A 21,727-nucleotide genomic window follows, 5' to 3' on the forward strand; every position below is an offset into this window, starting at 1 on the left:
GGGGGAGTCCCCGCCGCGTCAAGTCGGCGGTTGGGGAGTAGCCGAGCAGGCTGTGCCACGCTAGGTCCCCGCACGACGACGGCTTGAAGGAGAAAACGCATGACGGACACCGCCTGGAAGGCCGTGGAGGCATTGACGCCCCAGCCCCTGACCGAGCTGTTCGCGGCAGAGCCCAACCGGCTCGAGACGCTGACGCTCGACGTTGCCGGAATTCATTTCGACTGGTCCAAGACACACCTCGATGCCGCCGGGCTCCGGGCATTCGCCGAGCTGGCGGATGCGGCCGGGCTTGCCGCACGGCGCGACGCGCTGTTCGCGGGGGAAGCGATCAACGTCACCGAGGGCCGCGCCGCCGAGCACACCGCCCAGCGCGGCGAGGGCAGCCCGGACAGCGTCGCCCAGGCGCGCGGCTTCCAGGCGCGGATGCGCGCGCTGATCGACGCGATCGAGGCGGATGCGCTCGGCCCGATTCGCCACGTGCTGCACATCGGCATCGGCGGCTCGGCGCTCGGCCCGGACCTGCTGATGGACGCCCTGGGCCGCGACTCGAACCGCTACGACGTCGCCATCGTCTCGAACGTCGACGGGCTGGCGCTCGAGGAAGCGATCAAGGACTTCGATCCTGCCGCAACCCTGCTGGTGATCGCATCCAAGACCTTCACCACCACGGAGACGCTGCTGAACGCCGAAAGCGCGATCGGGTGGATGACCGAAAATGGCGTTGCGGATCCCTATGGCCAGGTGATCGCGCTCACCGCCAACCCGGAGCAGGCGATCGAATGGGGGGTCGACGAAACCCGCGTGCTGCCCTTCTCCGAAAGCGTCGGCGGCCGCTATTCGCTGTGGTCGTCGATTGGCTTTCCGGCTGCGATCGGCCTCGGCTGGGACGTGTTCGAGGAGCTTTTGGAAGGCGCGGCGGAGATGGACCGCCACTTCCGCCTTTCCGAGCCGCTGCGCAATGCGCCCGTGCTCGCGGCCTTTGCCGACCTCTACTACACACAGGTTCGCAAGGCGGAGACGCGCGCGACCTTCGCCTATGACGAGCGGCTGCGGCTGCTTCCCGCCTATCTGCAGCAGCTGGAGATGGAGTCGAACGGCAAGCGCGTGACGGCGCAAGGGCAGCCGGTCACCCGCCCGACCGCGCCGATCACCTGGGGCGGCGTCGGCACCGACGCGCAGCATGCCGTGTTCCAGCTGCTCCACCAGGGCACGCACCTGGTGCCGGTCGAGTTTGTCGCCGCGATCGAGCCGGGCGACGTCCTCAACGACGCGCACCATCGCCAGCTGCTGCTGAACGCGCTCGCGCAGGGCGCGGCACTGATGGCGGGACGCGACAATGAAGACCTGGCGCGCGCCTATCCCGGTGACCGGCCGTCCTCGACGCTGCTGCTCGACCAGGTCGACGCCCGCACGCTGGGCGCCCTGATCGCCTTCTACGAGCACCGCACCTTCGTGAACGCGGTGCTGCTGGGCATCAATCCGTTCGACCAGTTCGGCGTCGAGCTGGGCAAGGAAATGGCCAAGGCCGCCGACAAGGGCGGCATGGCGTTCGATCCCTCGACCACCGACCTGCTGCGTCGCGCCGGCCTCGGCGACTGATCCGCTGGATCGGCGTGCGGGGGCGTTGCGCCACCCGCACGCCGACCACACCTTATACCCACGATCCTTCGCGCACCCCCCGCGCCCTCCTTCAGGCGAGCATCATGGCAGACTACGACTACGACCTCTTCGTCATCGGCGCCGGATCGGGCGGCGTTCGCGCCGCGCGCGTCTCGGCCGCACATGGGGCGAAGGTGGCGGTCGCAGAGGAATTTCGCGTCGGCGGGACCTGCGTGATTCGCGGCTGCGTGCCCAAGAAGCTGCTCGTCTATGGCGCCCACTTTGCCGAGGATCTGCGCGATGCCCGGCACTTCGGCTGGGACGTTCCGGACCAGTGCGCGTTCAGCTGGCCCCGCCTGCGCGACAATGTGCTGAGCGAGGTCGACCGGATCAACAAGGCCTATACGGGCACGCTGACCAACCACGGCGTCGAGATCATCGAGGAGCGGGCGACGGTATCGGGCGCGCACCAGGTGACGCTGGCATCCGGCCGCACGATCACCGCGGCCAGGATCCTGATCGCCGTCGGCGCGCGACCGGCGGTCCCGGCCTGCCCCGGGCATGAGCACGGCATCACCTCCAACGAGGTCTTCCACCTCGACGCGGTACCACGGCGCATCCTGATCGCAGGCGCGGGCTATATCGCCAACGAGTTTGCCGGGATCTTCAACGAATTCGGCAGCAAGGTGACGCTGGTCAATCGCACGGACGTGATCCTGCGCGGCTATGAAGAGACCATCCGCGACCGGCTGCTCCAGATTTCGATGCTCAAGGGCATCGACTTCCGCTTCCATGCCGAGTTCGAAGGCATCGAAAAGGGCGCGGACGGCTGCCTGACGGTGAAGATGTCGAACCATGATCCGATCACGGTCGACTGCGTGCTGTTCGCCACGGGCCGGGTCCCCAATACCGAAGGCCTGGGGCTGGAAAAGGCCGGGGTCGAGCTCGACGAAAAGGGTGCGATCAAGGTCGACGCCGACAGCAAGTCGAGCTGCGACAGCATCTATGCGGTGGGCGACGTCACCAATCGTGTGCAGCTGACCCCTGTCGCGATCCGCGAGGGGCAGGCGTTCGCCGACACCGTGTTCGGCGGCAAGCCGCACCGCGTCGATTATGAGAACATTCCTTCTGCGGTGTTCAGCCACCCGCCGATCGCCGGCGTCGGCATGACGGAGGCGCAGGCCAGGACCAAGCTGGGCTCGGTAAAGGTCTACCAGTCGGACTTCCGCCCGATGAAGAACGTGCTCGCCGGCCGCAACGAGCGCGCGCTCTACAAGATGATCTGCGACGGTGACACGGGTCGTGTCGTCGGGCTGCACATGATCGGACCCGATTCGCCCGAGATCCTGCAGGCGGCGGCGATCGCGGTGAAGGCTGGGCTCACCAAGGACGATTTCGACCAGACCGTGGCGCTCCACCCGAGCATGGCCGAGGAACTGGTGCTGATGCGCTAGGCGCCGGGGGCCGCCCCGCGGCCCGCCCCGTCAGCGTGCCGGCAATTCCTCGCCGGCCAGCAGCGCGTCCGCCTCGGTCCGCATCGTCTTGCCCGCGACTCTTTCCGAGATCACGCTGGTCACGGCCAGGTTCATGGTCACATTGCCGAGGGTGCGGACCAGGTCGGGGAAGGTTTCCACCGCCACCAGCAGCGCCAGCGGCTCGACCGGCACGCCCATCGCGACGCCGATCGGGGCGATCGAGGAGACGAAGCTGATCTGGCCGGGAAGGCTCGCGGCCCCCATCGTCGTAATCGCGCCCGCCGCGATGCCCGCCGCGATCTGCCCCGGCCCCAGGTGGACGCCAAAGACATGCGCGACATAGACGGCCACCGCGACGTTCATCGCGGGTCCGGTCGCACGGAACAGCGCCACCGCCATCGGCAGCACGACCCCCGACGTGGCGACCGGCACGCCCGCCTCTTCGGCGCCGCGCAGCATTGCCGGCAATGAGGCGAGCGACGACTGGGTGCTGATCGCCACCGCCTGGGCCGGGGCGGTCGCACGCAGGAACCGGCCGAGGGGCACGCGCCCGCCGGCCATCGCCAGCGGATAGGCGAACACCCACACGACCATGCCGACGGCCATGACGATCAGGACATAGTGGACCAGCGCGCCAAAGGCGGCGGTGCCTGCCCGCGCGCCGACGACATAGCCGAGCGCGAAGACGCCGAGCGGCCCCAGCCACAACACCCAGCGGATCACGATCAGCATCGTATCCGCCAGCCCCTGGAACAGCCGCACCATCAGGTGGCGGGGCTCACCGGAAAGGCGCGTGAGCGCAAAGGCGAAGACGAGCGTGAACAGGATCAGCGGCAGGAACTGGTCGTTCGCAGCCGCAGCGACCGGGTTCGTCGGCACGATCGCCACCAGGAACTCGGTGAAGGGCGGCACCTCGGCGGTGGGTCCGGCCTGGCCAAAGGTCGCCCGCAGCGCCGCGGCAGCGGTATCCGGCAGCGGAAACCAGTCGAGCAGCCCCAGGGTGACGGCGGCACCAATTGCCGAGGACAGCCACAGGATCACTACGAACAGCAGGATCGATCGGGTCGCGACCCGGCCGGCGCGCGCCGCCTCGGCCGTCTGGGCGACGCCCGTCACGAGCAGCGCGACCACCAGCGGCACGATCGTCATGCGCAGCGCATTGAGCCAGGCGGTGCCGACCGGCTCCGCCCAGGCGATGCCGGCGATCGCCGTTTGCGGCGCCTGCGCGGCCAGCAATACGCCCAGCGCCAGCCCCGCCACCAGTCCGGTCAGAATACGTGCCGCTTGCGACATGCTCGCCCTTCGTCAAAACGCGCGCTATCCACGCCGATCACGTGCGGCACAACCTGAGGGCAGCTGAGCCGATGGCAAGAAAATATTTCGGTACCGACGGAATTCGCGGCGCCACCAACAAGGCACCGATGACCGCAGAGATGGCGATGAAAGTCGGCATGGCTGCGGGCGCGCACTTCCTGCGCGGCGACCACCGCCATCGCGTCGTGATCGGCAAGGACACCCGCCTGTCGGGCTATATGCTTGAAAACGCGATGGTTGCGGGCTTCACGTCGGTCGGCATGGACGTGGTGCTGGTCGGCCCGATGCCGACGCCGGCGGTGGCGATGCTCACCACCTCGATGCGCGCTGACCTCGGCGTGATGATCTCGGCCAGCCACAATCCCTACGCAGACAATGGCATCAAGCTGTTCGGGCCCGACGGCTTCAAGCTGTCGGACGCGGACGAGGCCGCGATCGAGGCATTGATCGACGGCGACATCCCGCTTTCCCCCGGACCGGACATCGGCCGCGCCCGCCGCGTCGACGATGCGCAAGGCCGCTACATCCACTTTGCCAAATCCACCTTCCCCGGGGACCTGCGGCTCGACGGCATGCGGATCGTGGTCGATTGCGCCAACGGCGCCGGCTATCAGGTGGCCCCTTCGGCGCTGTGGGAACTCGGCGCCGAAGTCGTCGCGATCGGCGTCTCGCCCAACGGCAAGAACATCAACGATGGCGTCGGCTCGACCGCGCCGGCGCTGCTCAGCGAGACCGTGGTGGCTTCAGGCGCCGCGATCGGCATCGCGCTCGATGGCGACGCCGACCGGCTGATCGTGGTCGACGAGACCGGCCGCGTCATCGACGGGGATCAGCTGATGGCGACCATCGCCGCCGGCTGGGCGCGTCAGGGTCGGCTGAAGGGCGGCGGGCTGGTCACCACCGTCATGTCCAACCTCGGCCTTGAACGGCATCTCGCAGCACAGGGGCTCGGCATGGTCCGCACGAAGGTGGGCGATCGTCACGTGCTCGAAAAGATGCGCGCGTCCGGCTACAATGTCGGGGGCGAGCAGTCCGGCCACATCATCCTGTCCGACTATGCGACCACCGGCGACGGGCTGGTCGCCGCCCTACAGGTTCTTGCCGAGGTTACCCGCGCCGGCGCGCCCGCGAGCGAGGTGCTCCACCGCTTCGATCCGCTTCCCCAGCTGCTCCGCAACGTGCGCTTCCTGGGGGGCAAGCCGCTGGAGGATCGCCGCGTGATCGAAACCATCGCCCAGGCCGAGGCCGAGCTCGCCACCCGCGGCCGGCTGGTCATCCGTCCATCGGGGACGGAACCCGTGATCCGGGTGATGGCCGAAGGCGACGATCGCGCGCAGGTCGAGGCGGTCGTCACCCGCATCTGCGACGCCGTGCAAAAGGCTGCCGCCTGATGCTGGAGATGCGCCCGGACTGCGAGCGCTGCGGCGCGGACCTCCCCGCCGACCAGGGCGGCGCCTTCATCTGCTCGTTCGAATGCACCTTCTGCGCCGACTGCGCGGACGCGCTGGATGAGCGCTGCCCCAATTGCGGCGGCGAGCTGCTCGACCGGCCGGCGCGCGTCGGCAAGGCGCTGAAGGACCACCCCGCCTCCACCGAGCGGCGGTTCCGCGCGTGAGGATCCCCCGCATCCTGATCGTCGCCGGCTCCGATTCGGGCGGCGGCGCCGGCATCCAGGCGGACCTGAAGACCGTCACCATGCTGGGCGGCCACGGCATGACGGCGATCACCGCGATCACCGCCCAGAACACGCTGGGCGTCGACGGCGTCCACGCGATCCCCACCGACATGGTGCTGGCGCAGATCGAAGCGGTCATCTCCGACATCGGCGTCGACGCCATCAAGCTCGGCATGATCGGATCGGCACGCACCGCGCTTGCCCTCGCCCAACGGCTCGAACAGCTGCCGGGCATCCCGGTGGTGCTCGACCCGGTGATGGTGGCGAGCAGCGGCGCGCGCCTGGCGGACAGCGCCACCATCGGCGCGTTCGAGCGGCTGATGGCGCGGGCGACGCTGGTCACGCCCAATTTCCCGGAGCTCGAGGCGCTGGTCGACGCGGCGCTCCCGACCGTCGAAGCGCGCGCCGAAGCGGCGAGGCAGCTCGCAAGGGCGCATGGTTGCGCCGTCCTTGTGAAGGGCGGCCATGACGATGGGCCGACCGTCGTCGACCGGCTTTACCCTGCCGAACGCGGCGGGCCGCCGGTCGTGGAGTGGAGCGACCCCCGCATCGACAGCACCGCGACACACGGCACCGGCTGCACCCTATCCACCGCCATCGCCTGCGGTCTTGCGGGCGAGTGGAGCCTCCCCGAAGCGATCGCGCGGGCGCGCCGGTTCGTGCGGATCGCGATGCTGGGTGCCGAGCCGCTGGGCCAGGGCCATGGCCCGATGGCGCAGCAGGGCGTCCGGCTCGACCTCAACGCCAGCCGCTGGTCGCCCATGCTCAACCAGGTGACGGTGCCCGCGACTGATCTTGCCGCAAGCGAGCGCTTCTACCGCATGCTCGGCCTGCGCCAGATCGTCCGCTCCAGCCGCCGCTACGCCCGGTTCGAGAGCGAGGGCGGCGCCACCTTCTCGATCGAAATGGCCGAGGCGACCGATCGTCCCGTCGTCTATTTCGAGGTCGGCGACCTCGAAATCGCGGTGCGCTACCTGCGCCAGCAGGGCGTGGTCTTCACCCAGGAGCCGGTCGAGCAGCCCTGGGGCTGGCGCGAGGCGCGGCTCACCGATCCCGCCGGCAATGCCATCTGTCTCTATCAGGCTGGCGAGATGCGGCGGTTTCCGCCATGGCGCATCGCAAATGCCTGATTACGCCCATGAACGCCTGCACCCGGGGCCCGTCGCCGGCGTCGACGAGGCGGGTCGCGGCCCCCTCGCCGGTCCCGTCGTCGCCGCCGCAGTGGTGCTCGACCCCGACTGCATCCCTGACGGGATCGATGACTCCAAGGCGCTGACCGCGCTGCGCCGGGAGCGCCTGTGTGGCGAGATCCTGGCCTGCGCCAAGGTCGGCATCGGGATCGCCAGCGTCGAGGAGATCGACAGCATCAACATCTTCTGGGCGACGATGCTGGCGATGCACCGCGCCGTGGACGCCTTGGGGGTGGCCCCCGGCATGGTACTGGTCGACGGAAACCGCTGCCCGGACTGGCCGCACCCTTCGCGCGCGCTGGTCGGCGGCGATGCGCTGTGCGTGTCGATCGCGGCCGCCTCGATCGTGGCCAAGCACCATCGCGACACCATCATGATCGAGGCCGATGCCCGGCATCCCGGCTATGGCTGGGCCTCCAACAAGGGCTATTCGGCCAAGGCGCATCTTGAGGCGCTGAAGTCGCTGGGGCCGACGCCGCTGCACCGCCGCTCCTTCGCGCCGGTCGCCCAGGCGTGGCTGCCGCTGGAAACTGCCGGCTGAGTCCTTTGCGCCACACCACCAGTGGTGGGGGCATCATGGCAACAACAGACTCAACATCTTCGGATCGGGGTCCCGTTCGGGAATCTCCCGGGAATCGCGGGCGAATCTGGTAAACAAATGTTTGCTTGACCCGAGTCCGCCGATCCGCAGGATCGCACAGGTTAACAAGGGGGCGTGAATCAATGGGGGTGCTGGAGAAAGTGCGGACGCGTACGCCGAAATCGGCGTCCGGACCGCGCGCGGCCCTGCCGCTGGACACCATCCTGCAGGGGGACTGCATCGCGCACATGCGCGCGCTGCCGACTGCGTCGGTCGACATGATCTTCGCCGACCCGCCCTACAACCTCCAGCTCGGCGGCGATCTCAACCGCCCCGACGGCAGCCATGTCGATGCCGTCACCGACGCGTGGGACAAGTTCGATTCGTTCGCGACCTATGATCGCTTCACCCGAGACTGGCTGGCCGAGGCGCGCCGCATCCTGAAGCCGGACGGCACGATCTGGGTGATCGGCAGCTACCACAACATCTTCCGCGTCGGCGCGACCATCCAGGATCTGGGCTTCTGGATCCTCAACGACATCGTGTGGCGCAAGGCCAATCCGATGCCGAACTTCCGCGGCACCCGCTTCACCAACGCGCACGAGACGCTGATCTGGGCGTCGATGGGCGAGAAGTCGAAGTACACCTTCAACTACCGCAGCATGAAGACCCTGAACGATGAGCTGCAGATGCGCTCCGACTGGGAATTCCCGATCTGCGGTGGGCCGGAGCGGCTAAAGAAGGACGGGCACAAGGTCCACCCGACCCAGAAGCCGGAGGCGCTGCTCTACCGCGTGCTGCTGGCCGCCACCCATCCGGGCGACGTCGTGCTCGACCCGTTCTTCGGCACCGGCACCACCGGCGCCGTCGCCAAGCGCCTGGGTCGCCGCTGGATCGGCATCGAGCGCGAGGGAGTCTATATCGAGGCCGCTGCCCAGCGGATCGCCGAGGCACTGCCGCTCGACGAATCGTCGCTGCGCACGATGCAGGCACCCAAGGGCACGCCCCGCGTCGCGTTCGGTACGCTGGTGGAAAACGGCATGATCGTCCCGGGCATGGTGCTGACCGATGCCAAGCGCCGCTTCCAGGCGGTGGTGCGTGCCGATGGCTCGCTGGCCTGTGGCGTGGAGACGGGCTCGATCCACAAGCTCGGCGCGACGCTCCAGGGCGCACCCTCGTGCAACGGCTGGACCTTCTGGCATCACGAGAGCGAGGGTCGCCTCCAGGCGATCGACACGCTGCGCCAGACCTACCTGCTCGCAACCCAGCCCTGATCATCTGCCCCATGTTCCCGCCCGCGCGGGAGCATGGCCGCGGGATCCGGAGGCGGTGCCGTTGCAGCAGCGTCGCGGTTGCGCGAAAGCATGGGGATGACCGTTCCCCCGATCCCAACCGACGCCACGCTCCACCTCCGTCCGGTGCAACTGGTCGACACGCCCGTCGGCCTCGACGGCCAGGCCGCCCGGCTCGCCGGCGGGATGCAATGGTTCGCCGCCTATGAACTGCTGGTTCCCGCCAGCGGGGTGCGGACAACAATAGTGCTCGCCGACTTCCCCCGTCTCCTCGAACGGGTGTCGAGCGCGCAGGGGGAGCGGCTCGAGACGCTGCACAGGCGCATCACGGCACAGCGCGCGCCGATTACCTGCGGCGAACGCGTGCTTCGCCTCGATCAGCCGCGCGTCGCCGCCATTCTAAACTGCACGCCGGACAGCTTCTCGGACGGCGGCAGGAACGGCAGCGATGCGGAAGCGATCGCCGCCACCGGACACCGCATGGTGGAGGCCGGCGCGGCGCTGATCGACGTCGGCGGCGAATCGACGCGGCCGGGCGCCGCGACGGTCTGGGAGGGCGACGAGATCGCCCGGGTCGTTCCGGTGATCGAGCGCCTCGCCGCAAGCGGCACTGCCATCTCGATCGACACCCGCAAGGCGGAAGTCATGGAAGCGGCGCTCGCGGCCGGCGCGCATATCGTCAACGATGTCGCCGCCCTGCTGTTCGACCCGCGCGCGTTGGAGGTGGTGGCCCACGCAGGCTGCCCCGTCGTCCTGATGCACTCGCCGGACCCCGAGGCGGGAGGCCATGCCCGTCCCCGCTACACCGACGTGCTGACCGACGTGTTCGACTGGCTGGAGCAGCGGATCGAGGCGGTGGTGGACGGCGGCGTCGACCGGGCGAAGATCCTGGTCGACCCCGGCATCGGCTTCGGCAAGTCGCTTGCAGAGAATCTGGCGTTGCTCAACGGCCTTGCGATCTTCCATGGCCTCGGCTGCCCGATCCTGCTGGGCGCGAGCCGCAAGCGACTGATCGGCGCGCTGTCGAACGAGGCACCGGCCGACCAGCGGCTGGGGGGTTCCCTCACGCTGGCGCTCAAGGGAGCGGACATGGGCGCACAGTTGATCCGCGTCCATGACGTGCCGGAAACGGTGCAGGCGCTCCGCGTCTGGCGCGGCCTGCGCGACACGGCGCTCTCCGAATGAGGCGGAGCCATCGCGTGTCCGGCCCGTTGGTGGCGGCATGAGGACATTCATCCCCCTCCTCGCGCTCTGCCTGTGCGCTTGCGGCGGCTCCCCACCTGAGGAGCCGGCGCGGAATGGCTCGGCCGTCGAGGAACCAACGGCTGCACCGACGCCGACGCCAACAGGCTCGCGCGCGACGGGAATGCCGTCCACCACGGATGGCCGCGTCTCCCGCTACACCAGCCTTGCGGACTGCCAGGTCGTGCGCTCGGCTCCCGATGAAGCGGGCTTCTTCGAATCAGCCTGTCCGGGCCTGGGCGGGTATCGGCTGAAGCTCGTCGAGGCGGACGGGCGGCAGAACCTCATACTGGTTATGGGCGGCCGCGAGCATAATCTGGGCCTGCCCTCGATCAGTGGCGGCGGCTTCAGCGAACTTGGGAAACGAATCGAGTGGCGTGGGCGTGAGGAGGACGGCAGCTTCCATCCTGATGCGCTGATCCTGCGCTACGACGTGGTCGAGAATGTCGACCAGCCGACCCGGCCGACCTCGTACCTGTTGCCGGTAACGTTGGAGCGCACACCCTGCCTGTCCACGAAGATCCGTCCGGGCCCGGCCCAGAACGATCGCGCCCGCGCCGTGGCGGACGCGCAGCGGACGTGCCTGTGATCGGCGCTCAGGCCGCGCTCTGGTCGATCCCGAGTTCGCCGAGCTTGCGGTACAGCGTCGAGCGGCCGATGCCGAGGCGGCGGGCGACTTCGCTCATCCGCCCACGGTAGTGGCCGATCGCGAGCCGAATCACATCGGCCTCGATCTCGTCGAGCGCGCGCAGATTGCCGTCCGGACGGAACAGGGTCACCCCGGCCTCGGTCGGACGCACGGGTGCGGGCCGCCGCACGGTCTCCTCGTCGGAAAGCTGCGCGATCTGCGGGAAGTCGGCGCGGGTCAGCGCGTCGCCCTCGCACAGCACCGCCGCGCGGAACAAAGCATTCTGGAGCTGGCGGACGTTTCCGGGCCAATCATAGCCAGCGAGCAGCGCCAGCGCCTCGTCGGTGATGCCGAGCGCCCGCAAACCGGGCTGGCGGCCGATTCGGGCCAACAGGTGCCGCGCCAGCGGCGCAACATCCCCCGGCCGCTCGCGCAGCGGCGGGATGGTGAGCTGGACGACGTTGAGCCGGTAATAGAGATCTTCGCGGAAGCGCCCGGCCTCGACCTCGTCGGCGAGCGTGCGGTTGGTCGCGGCGATCACCCGCACATCGACGCCGCGCGCATAGGTGGCACCGATCGGCCTCACCTCGCCCGACACGATCGCGTCGAGCAGCTTCGCCTGGACGGCGAGCGGCATTTCGCCGACCTCATCCAGGAACAAGGTGCTGCCGTCGGCCTCCTCGAACCGGCCGGTGCGACGTTCGAAGGCGCCGGGGAAGGCGCCCTTCTCGTGTCCGAACAACACGCTTTCGATCTGGTTGCCGGGGATCGCGCCGCAATTGACGTGCACCATCGAGCGCCGGGCGCGCGGCGAGGCTGCGTGAATTGCCTCGGCCAACACTTCCTTGCCGACGCCGCTCTCCCCCTCGACCAGCACCGGCACACGCGCCCGCGCCGCCTTGGCAGCGATCGCCAGCGCCGCGCGGAACTGGGGCGCGGACCCCACCACTTCGTCGAACGCGAGCGGCATGGAGAGCTTTTCGGCCAGCGGGCGAAGCTCGCCGGTGTCGGCGGCACCTGCGGCAGCATCGAGCGCCGACAGCAGCCGCTCCGGCGCGAGCGGCTTCACCAGGAAATCGCTGGCGCCTGCGCGCATGGCCGCGACCGCCTGTGCGACCGATCCATCCGACGTCAGCATCAACAGCGGCAGCGCGGGGCGGTTGCGACGCAACGCCGCGATCAGCCCGGCGAGTTCCACCTCGGATTCAGGGAATCGATGGTCGAGCAGGATCGCATCCAGCGCCAGCCCGTCCGGAGTCGCAAGGGTTTCGAGCGCCGAGTCGATATCGTCGGCGAAAACCGTCCGCCAGCCACGTCGCGCCGCGATCACCGAGATCAGGCGGCGCTGTGCAGGGTCATCGTCAATCACCAGAAGTAGGCGCTGGCCGTTGCGCGTCATCCCCAACTCCCGAAGCCTCGTTGCGGTCGTAATATAGCACAGAGGGTAAAGGCTCGCTTAAGCTTGGCCAACTGGGGTTGGCGGATTCTAGGCACGCGGCTAAGCTTGGCTCTAAAGGAAAAATGGCAGGGGATCCGAAAATGGCCGGCAATGGCGACGTGAATGCCCATACCGAAACCTACAACGGGTTTATGGCATTGATGAAATGGACCACGATTGTGGTCCTGATCATCACTGCGCTGGTCGTCTGGTTGATCGCGGCCTGATATGAAAATCGCCGTTCTGTCCGAGGTCGCCGCGGACGAGCGGCGAGTCGCCGCGACCGCCGAGACGGTCAAGAAGTTCATCCAGCTGGGCGCCAGCGTCGCCGTGGAAACCGGGGCCGGCACCGGCGCCTCGATTGCGGACGCTGACTATGCCGCGGCCGGCGCCACGCTGGGGCCGCGCGCGCAGGTCCTGGCGGACGCCGACGTGATCCTCGCGGTTCAGGGCCCTCCGCCCGAATCGCTTGGTGGCGTCAAACGCGGCGCCTGGCTCGTCGCGAGCCTCAATCCCTTTGGCGAGCGCGCCCGCGTCGACGGCTATGCCGCGCTCGGGGTCGAGGCGCTGGCGATGGAGTGGATGCCGCGCATCACGCGCGCCCAGTCCATGGACATCCTTTCGTCGCAGTCGAACCTCGCCGGCTACAAGGCGGTGATCGATGCAGCCGCCGCCTATGGCCGCGCCTTTCCGATGATGATGACCGCGGCCGGCACCGTGTCGGCGGCGCGGGTGTTCGTGATGGGCGTCGGCGTGGCGGGGCTCCAGGCGATCGCCACCGCACGCCGGCTCGGCGCTCAGGTATCCGCCACGGACGTCCGCTCTGCCACGCGCGAGCAGATCCTGTCGCTCGGCGCCAAGCCGATCTTCGTGGAGAATGTCGCCGGGATCGAGGGTGAAGGATCGGGCGGCTACGCGACCGAGATGTCGCCCGAGTATCAAAAGGCGCAGGCAGAGCTGGTCTCCAGCCATCTTGCCAAGCAGGACGTGGTGGTCACGACCGCGCTGATTCCGGGTCGTCCGGCACCGCGGCTGATCAGCGACGCACAGCTTCAGACGATGCGTGCCGGCAGCATCGTCGTCGACCTTGCCGTCGAACAGGGCGGCAATGTCGAGGGCGCGGTGGCGGGCGAAGTGGTCGAGCGCCACGGCGTGCGCATCCTTGGCTATCGCAATGTGCCGAGCCGGCTTGCCGCCGACACCTCGGCGCTGTTCGCGCGCAACCTCTACAACTTCCTCTCCGCCTATTGGGACAAGGAGGCGGGACGCCCCGTGCTTCCCGACGAGGACGAGGTCACCCAGGGCATTCGCCTGACGCGCGACGGTGCGGTGGTGCATCCGCGGCTGCTGGAGGCCTGAGACCCCGGTGGCGCTCCGCCTCTATCTTGCCGGTCCCGACGTGTTCCTGCCCGACGCACCAGCGGTCGCGCGGCACAAGCTGGACCTGTGCGCGTCGCTGGGCTTCGAGGGCATCTTCCCGTTCGATGTCGAGGCGAGCCCATCGGCGATCGGCAGTTTCGAAGATGGGGTCGCGATCTACCGCGGGAATCTGGGGCGGATGCGGGCGGCAGATGCCATCGTCGCCAACCTGACGCCGTTCCGCGGCGTCGGGGCGGACGCCGGCACGGCTTTCGAACTCGGGTTCTTCGCCGCGCTCGACCGGCCGATCTACGGCTATTCGTCGGCAGGGGATGATTTCGCCACCCGCATGCGGGCGCTGGTCGGCGACGACAGGGACGCCGTGGTCGAGGATTTCGGCCACCACGATAATCTGATGCTGGGCGGCGCAGTCGCATCGCACGGCAAATGGGTGACGGTCGCGGACGGGGACCCGGCGGCAAGGGCGGCGTTCGAAGCCTGCCTGCGCGCAATTCCCCGGAACAGCTGACGAAAGGGCAAGGCCATGGACTTCGTCTCGATCCTGTCGATCTTCGTGCTGGCGTGCTTCGTCGGCTATTACGTGGTTTGGCAGGTGACGCCGGCGCTGCACACGCCGCTGATGGCGGTGACCAACGCCATCTCCTCGGTCATCATCGTCGGTGCGCTGGTCGCCGCTGCAGCAGCCGGCGCCCCGGGCGCCAAGTGGCTGGGGCTGCTCGCGGTCGTGCTCGCCAGCATCAACATCTTCGGCGGCTTTGCCGTCACCGAGCGGATGCTCGCCATGTACAAGAAGAAGGAGCGGCCGGACGCGGCCGCCAAACACTAGCTTCGTCGCCCCGGCGCCACGCCGGGAGCCATCGCGCCGCAAGCGCAGGTGGAATGATGGTCCCCGGCCCTCGCCGGGGAGACGGAAAGGGGGTTCAGGATGGAACACACGGCTTCGGTTAACCCCTGGGTGGCGCTTGCCTACCTGATCGCGGGCGTCTGCTTCATCCTCGCGCTGCGCGGCCTCTCGTCGCCCGCCACCAGCCGCCGCGGCAATCGCCTGGGCATGGCCGGCATGACCATCGCCGTGGTCACCACGCTCCTCACCCACATGCCCGTGCAGACGGTGGGGCTCGTCGTCGCCCATCCATCGGGCTTCGTTTCGACCACAGGCCCGCTGTTTGCGCAAATCGATACGGTGACCGTGTTCGAGATCCTCGCCGCGATCGCCTTGGGCGCGGTGATCGGCCTCGTCACCGCGCGGCGGATTGCGATGACCGCCATGCCGCAGCTGGTCGCGGCCTTCCACTCGCTGGTGGGTCTTGCCGCAGTGCTGGTTGCCGCCGCCGCCTTCCTCAACCCGGTGGCCTTCGGGATTGCCGAACTGGTGGTGCCGATGATCGGGCAGCCCTTCGCGGCAATTCATCCGGTCAGCCGGCTCGAGATGACGCTGGGCGCCGCGATCGGTGCCATCACCTTTTCGGGCTCGGTCATCGCCTTCCTGAAGCTCAACGGCAGCATGTCGGGCAAGCCGATCCTGCTGCCCGGCCGCCATATCATCAACCTGGCCGTGCTCGGCGCGATCCTCGCGCTCACCGCGCAGTTCACCCACACCCAGACGCCGTGGATGTTCTGGGCGGTGACCGTGCTCGCCTTCGTGGTCGGCTTCCTGCTGATCATCCCGATCGGCGGCGCGGACATGCCGGTCGTGGTGTCGATGCTGAACAGCTATTCCGGCTGGGCCGCCGCCGCGATGGGCTTCACGCTCGGCAACAGCGCGATGATCATCACCGGCGCGCTGGTGGGCTCGTCGGGTGCGATCCTGAGCTACATCATGTGCCGGGCGATGAACCGCAGCTTCCTGAGCGTCATCGCCGGGGGCTTCGGCGCGGAAAGCGGCGGCGCCGGCGAGGGTGCTGCGATCGACCGCCCGTGGAAGCGCGGCTCGGCCGAGGATGCGGCCTTCCTGATGAGCCAGGCGGAACAGGTCATCATCGTCCCGGGCTATGGCATGGCCGTCGCCCAGGCGCAGCATGCGGTGCGGGAGATGGCCGACAAGCTCAAGGCGCACGGCGTCCGCGTGAAATACGCCATCCACCCGGTCGCGGGTCGCATGCCCGGCCACATGAACGTGCTGCTGGCGGAGGCGAACGTCCCCTATGACGACGTGTTCGAACTGGAAGACATCAACAGCGAGTTCGCACAGACCGATGTCGCGTTCGTGATCGGCGCCAATGACGTGACCAACCCTTCTGCCAAGACCGACAAGAGCTCGCCGATCTACGGCATGCCGGTCCTGGATGTGGAAAAGGCCAAGACCGTCCTGTTCGTAAAGCGATCGATGGGCGGCGTCGGCTATGCCGGGGTCGACAACCCGGTGTTCTACATGGACAATACCATGATGCTGCTCGCCGACGCCAAGAAGATGACCGAAGAGATCGTCAAGGCGCTCGATTGATACTGGTGTTTTTCTATGCGAGGAATGCTCCAGGCCGGATGCTTAACGTCCGGTAAGGGATTGGGGCCTCGTCATGCTGGGATCGTCTTCGCTCGCTTCTGAGTCTCCGGACCAGGGCTTCGGTTCGCTGCAGGGGGCGTCGCGGGCGGCCGGACTGCTCATCGTCGCGAACGATCCGTCCAGCGCGAAGACCGCGAGCGATGCGGCAGAGATGATCGGCGCGCGGATTGTCGCGTCCACCGGATATCCCGAGGATACCGCCCCGCCCAGGGACCTGCCCGCGCTCGACATGGTGCTGATCGAGGCCGCGGGTGCGGAGCCCGAGACGCTGGACCGGCTGCTGCAATGGGGCCGGGCGGTCAGCGACTTCTATGACGCGCGGCTGGTCCTATCCTTCAGCGCTGCGCAACTCGATCAGGTCGTGGCTCAGGCAAGCGCTGGCGAAGTGCAGTTGCTGTGCGATCCCAGCCTTCCCGAACGGGTCGCCGCGCTTGCCATCGCCGGGCGCCAGGAAACGATCCAATATGGGGGAGCGAACGAGAGCGAGAGCGAGCGGCTCCGGCGCCTGAGCGACGAGGTCGCGCGCATCGCCGACGCACTGGCGCGCCTCAGCCTCGCCGATGCCTCTCGCCGACAGGGCGCCCGCGATTCCTATGATCCGGCGCCGCCGCATGACGGCTATCGGTTCGAGACGGGAGGCCAGCAGGAAACCGAAGACCTGTTGCCACAGCCCGCCGCGATCCGCTCGGTCATCCGGGCGCGACGGTTGCGCGGCCAGTTCTTCGACGCGGAGCTTTTCGCCGATCCCGCCTGGGACATGCTGCTCGACCTGATGGCTGCCCGGCTGGAAAAGGTATCGGTGTCGGTTTCCAGCCTGTGCATCGCTGCCGCAGTGCCGCCCACCACCGCACTGCGCTGGATCACCACCATGACCGAGGCGGGGCTGTTCCAGCGCGAGGACGATCCGAACGACCGCCGCCGTGCCTATGTCGCACTGACCGACCGCGCGTTCGACGGCATGCGCAGCTACGCCATGGCCGTACGGCGCATGGGGCTGCACATTCTCTAGAGAGTGCGGCTCACGCCGCGCGCTGCCTCAGCCGAACGCGGGAAGGCGCAGCCGCACCAGCAGCCCGCCCAAGTCCTCGCTCTCTTCCAGCGTGACCGTACCCTCATAGATTTCGGCAACGTCGCGCACGATGGCGAGGCCAAGGCCCGTGCCGGGCTTGCCGCTGTCCAGCCGCACGCCGCGATCGAAAATGCGCTGGCGGTCCGCCTCCGGAATGCCGACGCCGTCGTCCTCGACCAGGATCTCGGCGAAACCCATGTCGGCGCGCACCGTCACGAACACGCTGCCGCCGCCATATTTCGCGGCGTTCTCCACCAGATTGCCGAGGATCTCGTCCAGGTCCTGCCGCTCGATCCGGGCGATCAGATTCTTGGCGCCGTCCACATCGACCCGGACATTGGGGTAGAGCCGCCCCACCGCCCGCTCGACCGCCTCGACCGATTCCCATACCGGCGTGCGGCTATGTGCGCTCCCGCGGCGGCCGACGGCGCGCGCGCGGGCGAGATGGTGGTCGACCTGGCGTCGCATGGTGCGCGCCTCGCGAATGACGGTGTCGGCGAGGTCGTCCTGTCCGGCGGCCGCCGCATTCATGATGACGGTCAGCGGCGTCTTGAGCGCGTGCGCCAAGTTGCCGGCGTGGCGCCGCGCCTCTTCCGCTTGGCGGTCGTTGTGCTCGACCAGCGCGTTCAGTTCCTCGACCATCGGCGCGACTTCTGCCGGCATCGCCCCCTCCAGCCGCGACGCTTCGCCGCTTCGCAGCCGCGCGATCGAATAGCGCAGCTTGCGCAACGGCAGCAGCCCGTACCAGGTCTGCAGCGCCGCCATCACGATCAGCCCCAGCCCCAGCAGCAGGAAGCTGCGGATGAGCGTACGGCGCAGCGCGTTGATCTGCGCGTCGAGCACGTCGCGGGTTTCCGCCACCTGGAACCGCCAGCGCACCGGCGATCCCGGCAGGGTCAGGTCCCGCTCGACGATCCGCAGCTTCTCGTCCGGGAAGGCGTTGCTGTCGTAGGTGTGGATTTCCATGTCGTGGTGCGGCGGCCCCTCGGGCAGCTTGCGGTCCCACAACGACCGCGAGGGGAACGGCTCGAACCCCTTGCCGCTCACCTGCCAGTAGAGACCCGAGCCGGGCTCCAGGAACCGCTGGTCGCCCAGGTTGCGGTTGAACACCACTTCGCCGTCCGGCCCGATTTCGGCCGTCACGATCATCGAGGTCAGCAGATAGTCGAGCTGGTCGTCGAAATTGCGCGTGATCGCCGAGCTCAGCACCCGGTCGAGCGCATAGCCGCCGCCGGACAGCAGCAAGAGGATCCACACCGCCGCGATCAGGATCATGCGGCGGCTGAGTGAGCCCGTCACCCGCACATAGCTGCGCGGCGGGGGATCGCCCGGACCGGGCTGGACCGGCGCGGCCGCCTTGTCGTGGCGCGCAGCCCAGGTGTCGAGCAGGCCGCCCCAGATTGTCATTGCAGGGGCCGGCCCGGGATCACGCCAGCGGCGCAGGCGCGCCCGGCTCGTCGAGGCTGTAGCCCAGGCCGCGGATCGTGGTGATCACATCGGAGCCCAGCTTCTTGCGGATGCGCGTGACGAACACCTCGATCGTGTTCGAATCCCGGTCGAAATCCTGGTCGTAGATATGCTCGATCAGCTCGGTACGGCTGACCACCTTGCCCTTGTGATGGATGAGGTAGCTCAGCAGCTTATATTCCTGCGCGGTCAGCTTCACGGGCTCGCCGGACTTGGTGACCTTGCCCGACCGGGTGTCGAGGCGGATGTCGCCCGCGATCAGCTCGGCGGAGGCATTGCCCGATGCACGACGGATGAGCGCGCGCAGCCGCGCGATCAGTTCCTCGGTCTGGAACGGCTTGGCGACATAGTCGTCGGCCCCGGCGTCGAGCCCGGCGACCTTGTCGGACCAGCTGTCGCGCGCGGTCAGCACCAGCACGGGGGCGGTGCGCCCTTCGCGCCGCCAGCGATCGAGCACCGTCAGCCCGTCGATCTCGGGCAGGCCCAGGTCCAGGATGATCGCGTCATAGGTCTCGGTGGAGCCCAGGAAATGCCCCTCCTCGCCATCGGTGGCGAGGTCCACGGCGTAGCCGGCGCCTTCCAGCGTCGCCCGCAGCTGCCGGCCCAGATTCGGTTCGTCCTCGACGATCAGAACGCGCATATTCACCCTTTCGCGAAGGCTCTATTTTCCCGTCCGGCCGACAATCTCGCCAGTCCGGCCGTCGACGTCCACCCAGATCACGGCTCCATCGCGCAGGAACTTGAGCGTGTAAATGGCAGTGCCGGCGTCGAAGTCGAAGCCCAGGTATTGCGCACCGCGCATCTTGCCGGTCACGCGCCGTTCGATCTCGCGCAGCGGCAGGATTCGGCCCTGCTTGCGGCCTTCCATCGCGGCTTCCTGGTCACTGCGATGGCGTTGCACGCCGGCCACGGGAGCCGCAACCGCTGCAACAGGCAGCAGTGCGCACACGCAGAGACCGGCTCGAAACAACATCTTCATGCTGGTTGGCATAGGGTGAGCGCGTTGAATAGCCTATGAATATGGCAGGTGGCACAAGTGTTGCACCACGGCAACTTGCCCCCGGTGCGGCAGCCGCCTACCTGCGCCACCATGGCAGCACCCATTTTGAGTTACGAAGGTCTCGGCCTGATCCAGGGATCCGGCTGGTTGTTCCGCGGGCTCGACCTGCACATCGGCCAGCGCGACCGGCTGGCACTGATCGGGCGCAACGGCGCGGGCAAGTCGACGCTGCTCCGGCTTATTGCCGGCACGCTGGAAGGCGACGAAGGCCGTCGCACCGTGGTCCCGGGCACCCGCGTCGTCCTCCTGGAACAGGATCCGGACGTATCCGGCTTTGCGACCCTGCACGACTTTGCGACCCATGGCGACGATGCCGCGGAAATCCATGAGGTAGAGGCAATCGCCAGCCAGCTCGGCATCGACCTGTCGCGTGAGGCGGCGACCGCGAGCGGCGGCGAACGGCGGCGCGCGGCGATCGCGCGGGCGCTGGCGATGAACCCGGACGTCCTGCTGCTCGACGAGCCGACCAACCATCTCGATCTCTCGGCGATCGAATGGCTGGAAGAATGGCTGGGCCGCTTCAACGGCGCCTTCGTCGCGATCAGCCACGATCGCACCTTCCTCACCCGGCTGACCCGCTCGACCCTGTGGCTGGACCGCGGGACCATCCGGCGCAGCGAGATCGGCTTCGGCGGGTTCGACGCCTGGATGGAGGCGGTACAGGCCGAGGAGCAGCGCGCCGCCGAGAAGCTCGACGCCAAGCTCAAGATCGAGGAGCACTGGCTCCACCGCGGCGTGACCGCGCGGCGCAAGCGCAACCAGGGCCGGCTGGAGGCGCTGCACAAGATGCGCGCCGACCGTGCGTCGATGACCGGGCCGCAGGGCATCGCCAAGCTCGCGATCGAAAGCGACGACACCAAGACCAAGGTGGTGATCGATGCCGAGCATGTCACCAAGGCGTTCGGCGACCGCAACGTCATCAAGGATTTCTCGCTGCGGGTACGCCGCGGCGACCGCATCGGCATCGTCGGCGGCAACGGCGCGGGCAAGACCACGCTGCTGCGCCTGCTAACGGGCGAGCTGGCGCCGGATTCGGGACGGATCAAGCTTGCCAAGACGCTCGACGGCATCGTCATCGACCAGCAACGCAAGCTCATGTCGCCGGAGAAGCGCGTCCGCGACGTGCTCGCCGACGGCGGCGACTGGATCGAGGTCCAGGGGGTCCGCAAGCACGTCCACGGCTACCTCAAGGAGTTCCTGTTCGACCCGAGCATCGCCGAGGCGAAGGTCGGCACCCTCTCGGGCGGCGAGCGTTCGCGACTGCTGCTGGCACGCGAGTTCGCACGCCCCTCCAACCTGCTGGTCCTCGACGAGCCGACCAACGACCTCGACCTGGAGACGCTCGACCTGCTGCAGGAGGTGATCGGCGACTATGCCGGCACCGTGCTGATCGTCAGCCACGATCGCGACTTCCTCGACCGCACGGTGACGGTGACGCTGGGGCTCGACGGATCGGGCACGGTGGACGTGGTGGTAGGCGGCTATGCCGACTGGGAGGCGCGCCGCAAGCCCAAGGCCGAAGCGCGCAAGCCCAAGGCGGCGCCGGCGGCGGAGGCGGTTCGCGCCAAGCCGACCAAGCTCAGCTACAAGGACCAGCGCGACTACGACCTGCTGCCCGGCCAGATCGAAAAGCTGGAGCAGGCGATCGCCCGCGACGAAGCGGCGCTCGCCGATGCCGACCTCTACACCCGAGATCCGAAGAAGTTCGACGCGCTGATGGCGTCGGTTGCCAAGGCGCGCGCCGACAAGGACGCGGCGGAGGAACGCTGGCTGGAGCTGGCCGAGCAGATCGAGACACTGGCCGGCTGAGGCCGC

At 68.3% G+C, this 21,727-nt stretch carries 21 protein-coding genes; 16 read left to right on the forward strand and 5 right to left on the reverse strand.

Features of this window, described 5'->3' with window-relative positions; translation table 11 throughout:
* Positions 1–99 precede the first annotated feature (99 nt).
* Positions 100–1,599 (forward strand): glucose-6-phosphate isomerase, encoded by a 1,500-nt coding sequence (gene pgi / locus QP045_RS07435; RefSeq protein ID WP_422514338.1) that lies wholly within the window; start codon positions 100–102, stop codon positions 1,597–1,599.
* Positions 1,600–1,703: 104 nt separating this feature from the next.
* A complete protein-coding gene (gene gor, locus QP045_RS07440) occupies positions 1,704–3,053 on the forward strand; it encodes a glutathione-disulfide reductase (RefSeq protein WP_422514339.1) in 1,350 nt (449 codons plus the stop codon).
* A 30-nt stretch (positions 3,054–3,083) separates the two neighbouring features.
* On the opposite strand, the gene QP045_RS07445 is transcribed toward gor, so the two are convergent.
* Positions 3,084–4,367, reverse strand: a complete 1,284-nt coding sequence (locus QP045_RS07445) for a dicarboxylate/amino acid:cation symporter (RefSeq protein ID WP_422514340.1) — start codon at positions 4,365–4,367, stop codon at positions 3,084–3,086.
* Positions 4,368–4,438: 71 nt separating this feature from the next.
* Here QP045_RS07445 and glmM point away from each other — a divergent pair, with 71 nt between their 5' ends.
* The 7 genes from glmM to QP045_RS07480 all read left to right on the forward strand — a co-directional run bounded on the left by glmM (position 4,439) and on the right by QP045_RS07480 (position 10,956).
* Entirely contained in the window at positions 4,439–5,779 is a 1,341-nt protein-coding gene (glmM, locus tag QP045_RS07450) for a phosphoglucosamine mutase (RefSeq protein WP_422514341.1), read from the forward strand.
* Entirely contained in the window at positions 5,779–6,003 is a 225-nt protein-coding gene (locus QP045_RS07455) for a DUF1272 domain-containing protein (protein WP_422514342.1), read from the forward strand. The genes glmM and QP045_RS07455 overlap by 1 nt, the downstream gene beginning before the upstream one ends.
* A complete protein-coding gene (gene thiD, locus QP045_RS07460) occupies positions 6,000–7,193 on the forward strand; it encodes a bifunctional hydroxymethylpyrimidine kinase/phosphomethylpyrimidine kinase (protein WP_422514343.1) in 1,194 nt (397 codons plus the stop codon). Before QP045_RS07455 ends, thiD begins: the two co-directional genes overlap by 4 nt.
* A complete protein-coding gene (locus QP045_RS07465; RefSeq protein ID WP_422514344.1) occupies positions 7,186–7,794 on the forward strand; it encodes a ribonuclease HII in 609 nt (202 codons plus the stop codon). Before thiD ends, QP045_RS07465 begins: the two co-directional genes overlap by 8 nt.
* A gap of 182 nt (positions 7,795–7,976) precedes the next feature.
* A complete protein-coding gene (locus QP045_RS07470) occupies positions 7,977–9,107 on the forward strand; it encodes a site-specific DNA-methyltransferase (protein ID WP_422514345.1) in 1,131 nt (376 codons plus the stop codon).
* A gap of 96 nt (positions 9,108–9,203) precedes the next feature.
* Positions 9,204–10,310, forward strand: coding sequence for a dihydropteroate synthase (gene folP, locus QP045_RS07475; RefSeq protein WP_422514346.1), 1,107 nt, complete (start codon positions 9,204–9,206; stop codon positions 10,308–10,310).
* A gap of 181 nt (positions 10,311–10,491) precedes the next feature.
* On the forward strand, positions 10,492–10,956 hold the full coding sequence (locus tag QP045_RS07480) for a hypothetical protein (RefSeq protein ID WP_422514347.1): 465 nt from the start codon (positions 10,492–10,494) through the stop codon (positions 10,954–10,956).
* Between the two features lie 7 nt (positions 10,957–10,963).
* On the opposite strand, the gene QP045_RS07485 is transcribed toward QP045_RS07480, so the two are convergent.
* Complete coding sequence (locus QP045_RS07485) at positions 10,964–12,394, reverse strand: sigma-54-dependent transcriptional regulator (RefSeq protein ID WP_422514348.1); 1,431 nt, start codon at positions 12,392–12,394, stop codon at positions 10,964–10,966.
* A 122-nt stretch (positions 12,395–12,516) separates the two neighbouring features.
* On the opposite strand from QP045_RS07485, the gene QP045_RS07490 reads away from it, so the two are divergent.
* From QP045_RS07490 to QP045_RS07515, 6 genes are all read left to right on the forward strand, one after another.
* Positions 12,517–12,660 (forward strand): aa3-type cytochrome c oxidase subunit IV, encoded by a 144-nt coding sequence (locus tag QP045_RS07490; RefSeq protein WP_422514349.1) that lies wholly within the window; start codon positions 12,517–12,519, stop codon positions 12,658–12,660.
* 1 nt (position 12,661) lies between these two features.
* Positions 12,662–13,792 (forward strand): Re/Si-specific NAD(P)(+) transhydrogenase subunit alpha, encoded by a 1,131-nt coding sequence (locus tag QP045_RS07495; RefSeq protein WP_422514350.1) that lies wholly within the window; start codon positions 12,662–12,664, stop codon positions 13,790–13,792.
* Positions 13,793–13,799: 7 nt separating this feature from the next.
* Complete coding sequence (locus tag QP045_RS07500) at positions 13,800–14,321, forward strand: nucleoside 2-deoxyribosyltransferase (RefSeq protein WP_422514351.1); 522 nt, start codon at positions 13,800–13,802, stop codon at positions 14,319–14,321.
* A 15-nt stretch (positions 14,322–14,336) separates the two neighbouring features.
* The gene (locus tag QP045_RS07505) at positions 14,337–14,639 is read left to right on the forward strand and encodes an NAD(P) transhydrogenase subunit alpha (RefSeq protein WP_422514352.1); all 303 of its coding nucleotides are present in this window, start codon (positions 14,337–14,339) and stop codon (positions 14,637–14,639) included.
* Between the two features lie 99 nt (positions 14,640–14,738).
* On the forward strand, positions 14,739–16,256 hold the full coding sequence (locus QP045_RS07510; RefSeq protein ID WP_422514353.1) for an NAD(P)(+) transhydrogenase (Re/Si-specific) subunit beta: 1,518 nt from the start codon (positions 14,739–14,741) through the stop codon (positions 16,254–16,256).
* Positions 16,257–16,329: 73 nt separating this feature from the next.
* A complete protein-coding gene (locus QP045_RS07515) occupies positions 16,330–17,325 on the forward strand; it encodes a winged helix DNA-binding protein (RefSeq protein WP_422514354.1) in 996 nt (331 codons plus the stop codon).
* A gap of 27 nt (positions 17,326–17,352) precedes the next feature.
* On the opposite strand, the gene QP045_RS07520 is transcribed toward QP045_RS07515, so the two are convergent.
* The 3 genes from QP045_RS07520 to QP045_RS07530 form a co-directional block, all read right to left on the reverse strand.
* Positions 17,353–18,660 (reverse strand): ATP-binding protein, encoded by a 1,308-nt coding sequence (locus QP045_RS07520; protein ID WP_422514415.1) that lies wholly within the window; start codon positions 18,658–18,660, stop codon positions 17,353–17,355.
* A gap of 151 nt (positions 18,661–18,811) precedes the next feature.
* Positions 18,812–19,492 carry a response regulator transcription factor gene (locus QP045_RS07525; RefSeq protein ID WP_422514355.1) on the reverse strand — a complete coding sequence of 227 codons (681 nt, stop codon included), beginning with the start codon at positions 19,490–19,492 and terminating at the stop codon, positions 18,812–18,814.
* 21 nt (positions 19,493–19,513) lie between these two features.
* Positions 19,514–19,831: a hypothetical protein gene (locus tag QP045_RS07530; protein WP_422514356.1), complete on the reverse strand. Its 318-nt coding sequence runs from the start codon at positions 19,829–19,831 to the stop codon at positions 19,514–19,516.
* A gap of 111 nt (positions 19,832–19,942) precedes the next feature.
* On the opposite strand from QP045_RS07530, the gene QP045_RS07535 reads away from it, so the two are divergent.
* A complete protein-coding gene (locus tag QP045_RS07535) occupies positions 19,943–21,721 on the forward strand; it encodes an ABC-F family ATP-binding cassette domain-containing protein (protein WP_422514357.1) in 1,779 nt (592 codons plus the stop codon).
* Positions 21,722–21,727: the final 6 nt, after the last annotated feature.

It is taken from the genome of Sphingomonas sp. 3-13AW, from assembly GCF_049311085.1.
Lineage (GTDB): Bacteria > Pseudomonadota > Alphaproteobacteria > Sphingomonadales > Sphingomonadaceae > Sphingomonas.

Bases quoted from the DNA above. Each gene is read 5' to 3' on its own strand.
- pgi (WP_422514338.1), top strand. From the start codon at position 100: ATGACGGACACCGCCTGGAAGGCCGTGGAGGCATTGACGCCCCAGCCC.
- gor (WP_422514339.1), top strand. From the start codon at position 1,704: ATGGCAGACTACGACTACGACCTCTTCGTCATCGGCGCCGGATCGGGC.
- QP045_RS07445 (WP_422514340.1), bottom strand. From the start codon at position 4,367: ATGTCGCAAGCGGCACGTATTCTGACCGGACTGGTGGCGGGGCTGGCG.
- glmM (WP_422514341.1), top strand. From the start codon at position 4,439: ATGGCAAGAAAATATTTCGGTACCGACGGAATTCGCGGCGCCACCAAC.
- QP045_RS07455 (WP_422514342.1), top strand. From the start codon at position 5,779: ATGCTGGAGATGCGCCCGGACTGCGAGCGCTGCGGCGCGGACCTCCCC.
- QP045_RS07465 (WP_422514344.1), top strand. From the start codon at position 7,186: ATGCCTGATTACGCCCATGAACGCCTGCACCCGGGGCCCGTCGCCGGC.
- QP045_RS07470 (WP_422514345.1), top strand. From the start codon at position 7,977: ATGGGGGTGCTGGAGAAAGTGCGGACGCGTACGCCGAAATCGGCGTCC.
- folP (WP_422514346.1), top strand. From the start codon at position 9,204: ATGACCGTTCCCCCGATCCCAACCGACGCCACGCTCCACCTCCGTCCG.
- QP045_RS07480 (WP_422514347.1), top strand. From the start codon at position 10,492: ATGCCGTCCACCACGGATGGCCGCGTCTCCCGCTACACCAGCCTTGCG.
- QP045_RS07485 (WP_422514348.1), bottom strand. From the start codon at position 12,394: ATGACGCGCAACGGCCAGCGCCTACTTCTGGTGATTGACGATGACCCT.
- QP045_RS07490 (WP_422514349.1), top strand. From the start codon at position 12,517: ATGGCAGGGGATCCGAAAATGGCCGGCAATGGCGACGTGAATGCCCAT.
- QP045_RS07495 (WP_422514350.1), top strand. From the start codon at position 12,662: ATGAAAATCGCCGTTCTGTCCGAGGTCGCCGCGGACGAGCGGCGAGTC.
- QP045_RS07505 (WP_422514352.1), top strand. From the start codon at position 14,337: ATGGACTTCGTCTCGATCCTGTCGATCTTCGTGCTGGCGTGCTTCGTC.
- QP045_RS07510 (WP_422514353.1), top strand. From the start codon at position 14,739: ATGGAACACACGGCTTCGGTTAACCCCTGGGTGGCGCTTGCCTACCTG.
- QP045_RS07515 (WP_422514354.1), top strand. From the start codon at position 16,330: ATGCTGGGATCGTCTTCGCTCGCTTCTGAGTCTCCGGACCAGGGCTTC.
- QP045_RS07520 (WP_422514415.1), bottom strand. From the start codon at position 18,660: ATGATCCTGATCGCGGCGGTGTGGATCCTCTTGCTGCTGTCCGGCGGC.
- QP045_RS07525 (WP_422514355.1), bottom strand. From the start codon at position 19,492: ATGCGCGTTCTGATCGTCGAGGACGAACCGAATCTGGGCCGGCAGCTG.
- QP045_RS07530 (WP_422514356.1), bottom strand. From the start codon at position 19,831: ATGAAGATGTTGTTTCGAGCCGGTCTCTGCGTGTGCGCACTGCTGCCT.
- QP045_RS07535 (WP_422514357.1), top strand. From the start codon at position 19,943: ATGGCAGCACCCATTTTGAGTTACGAAGGTCTCGGCCTGATCCAGGGA.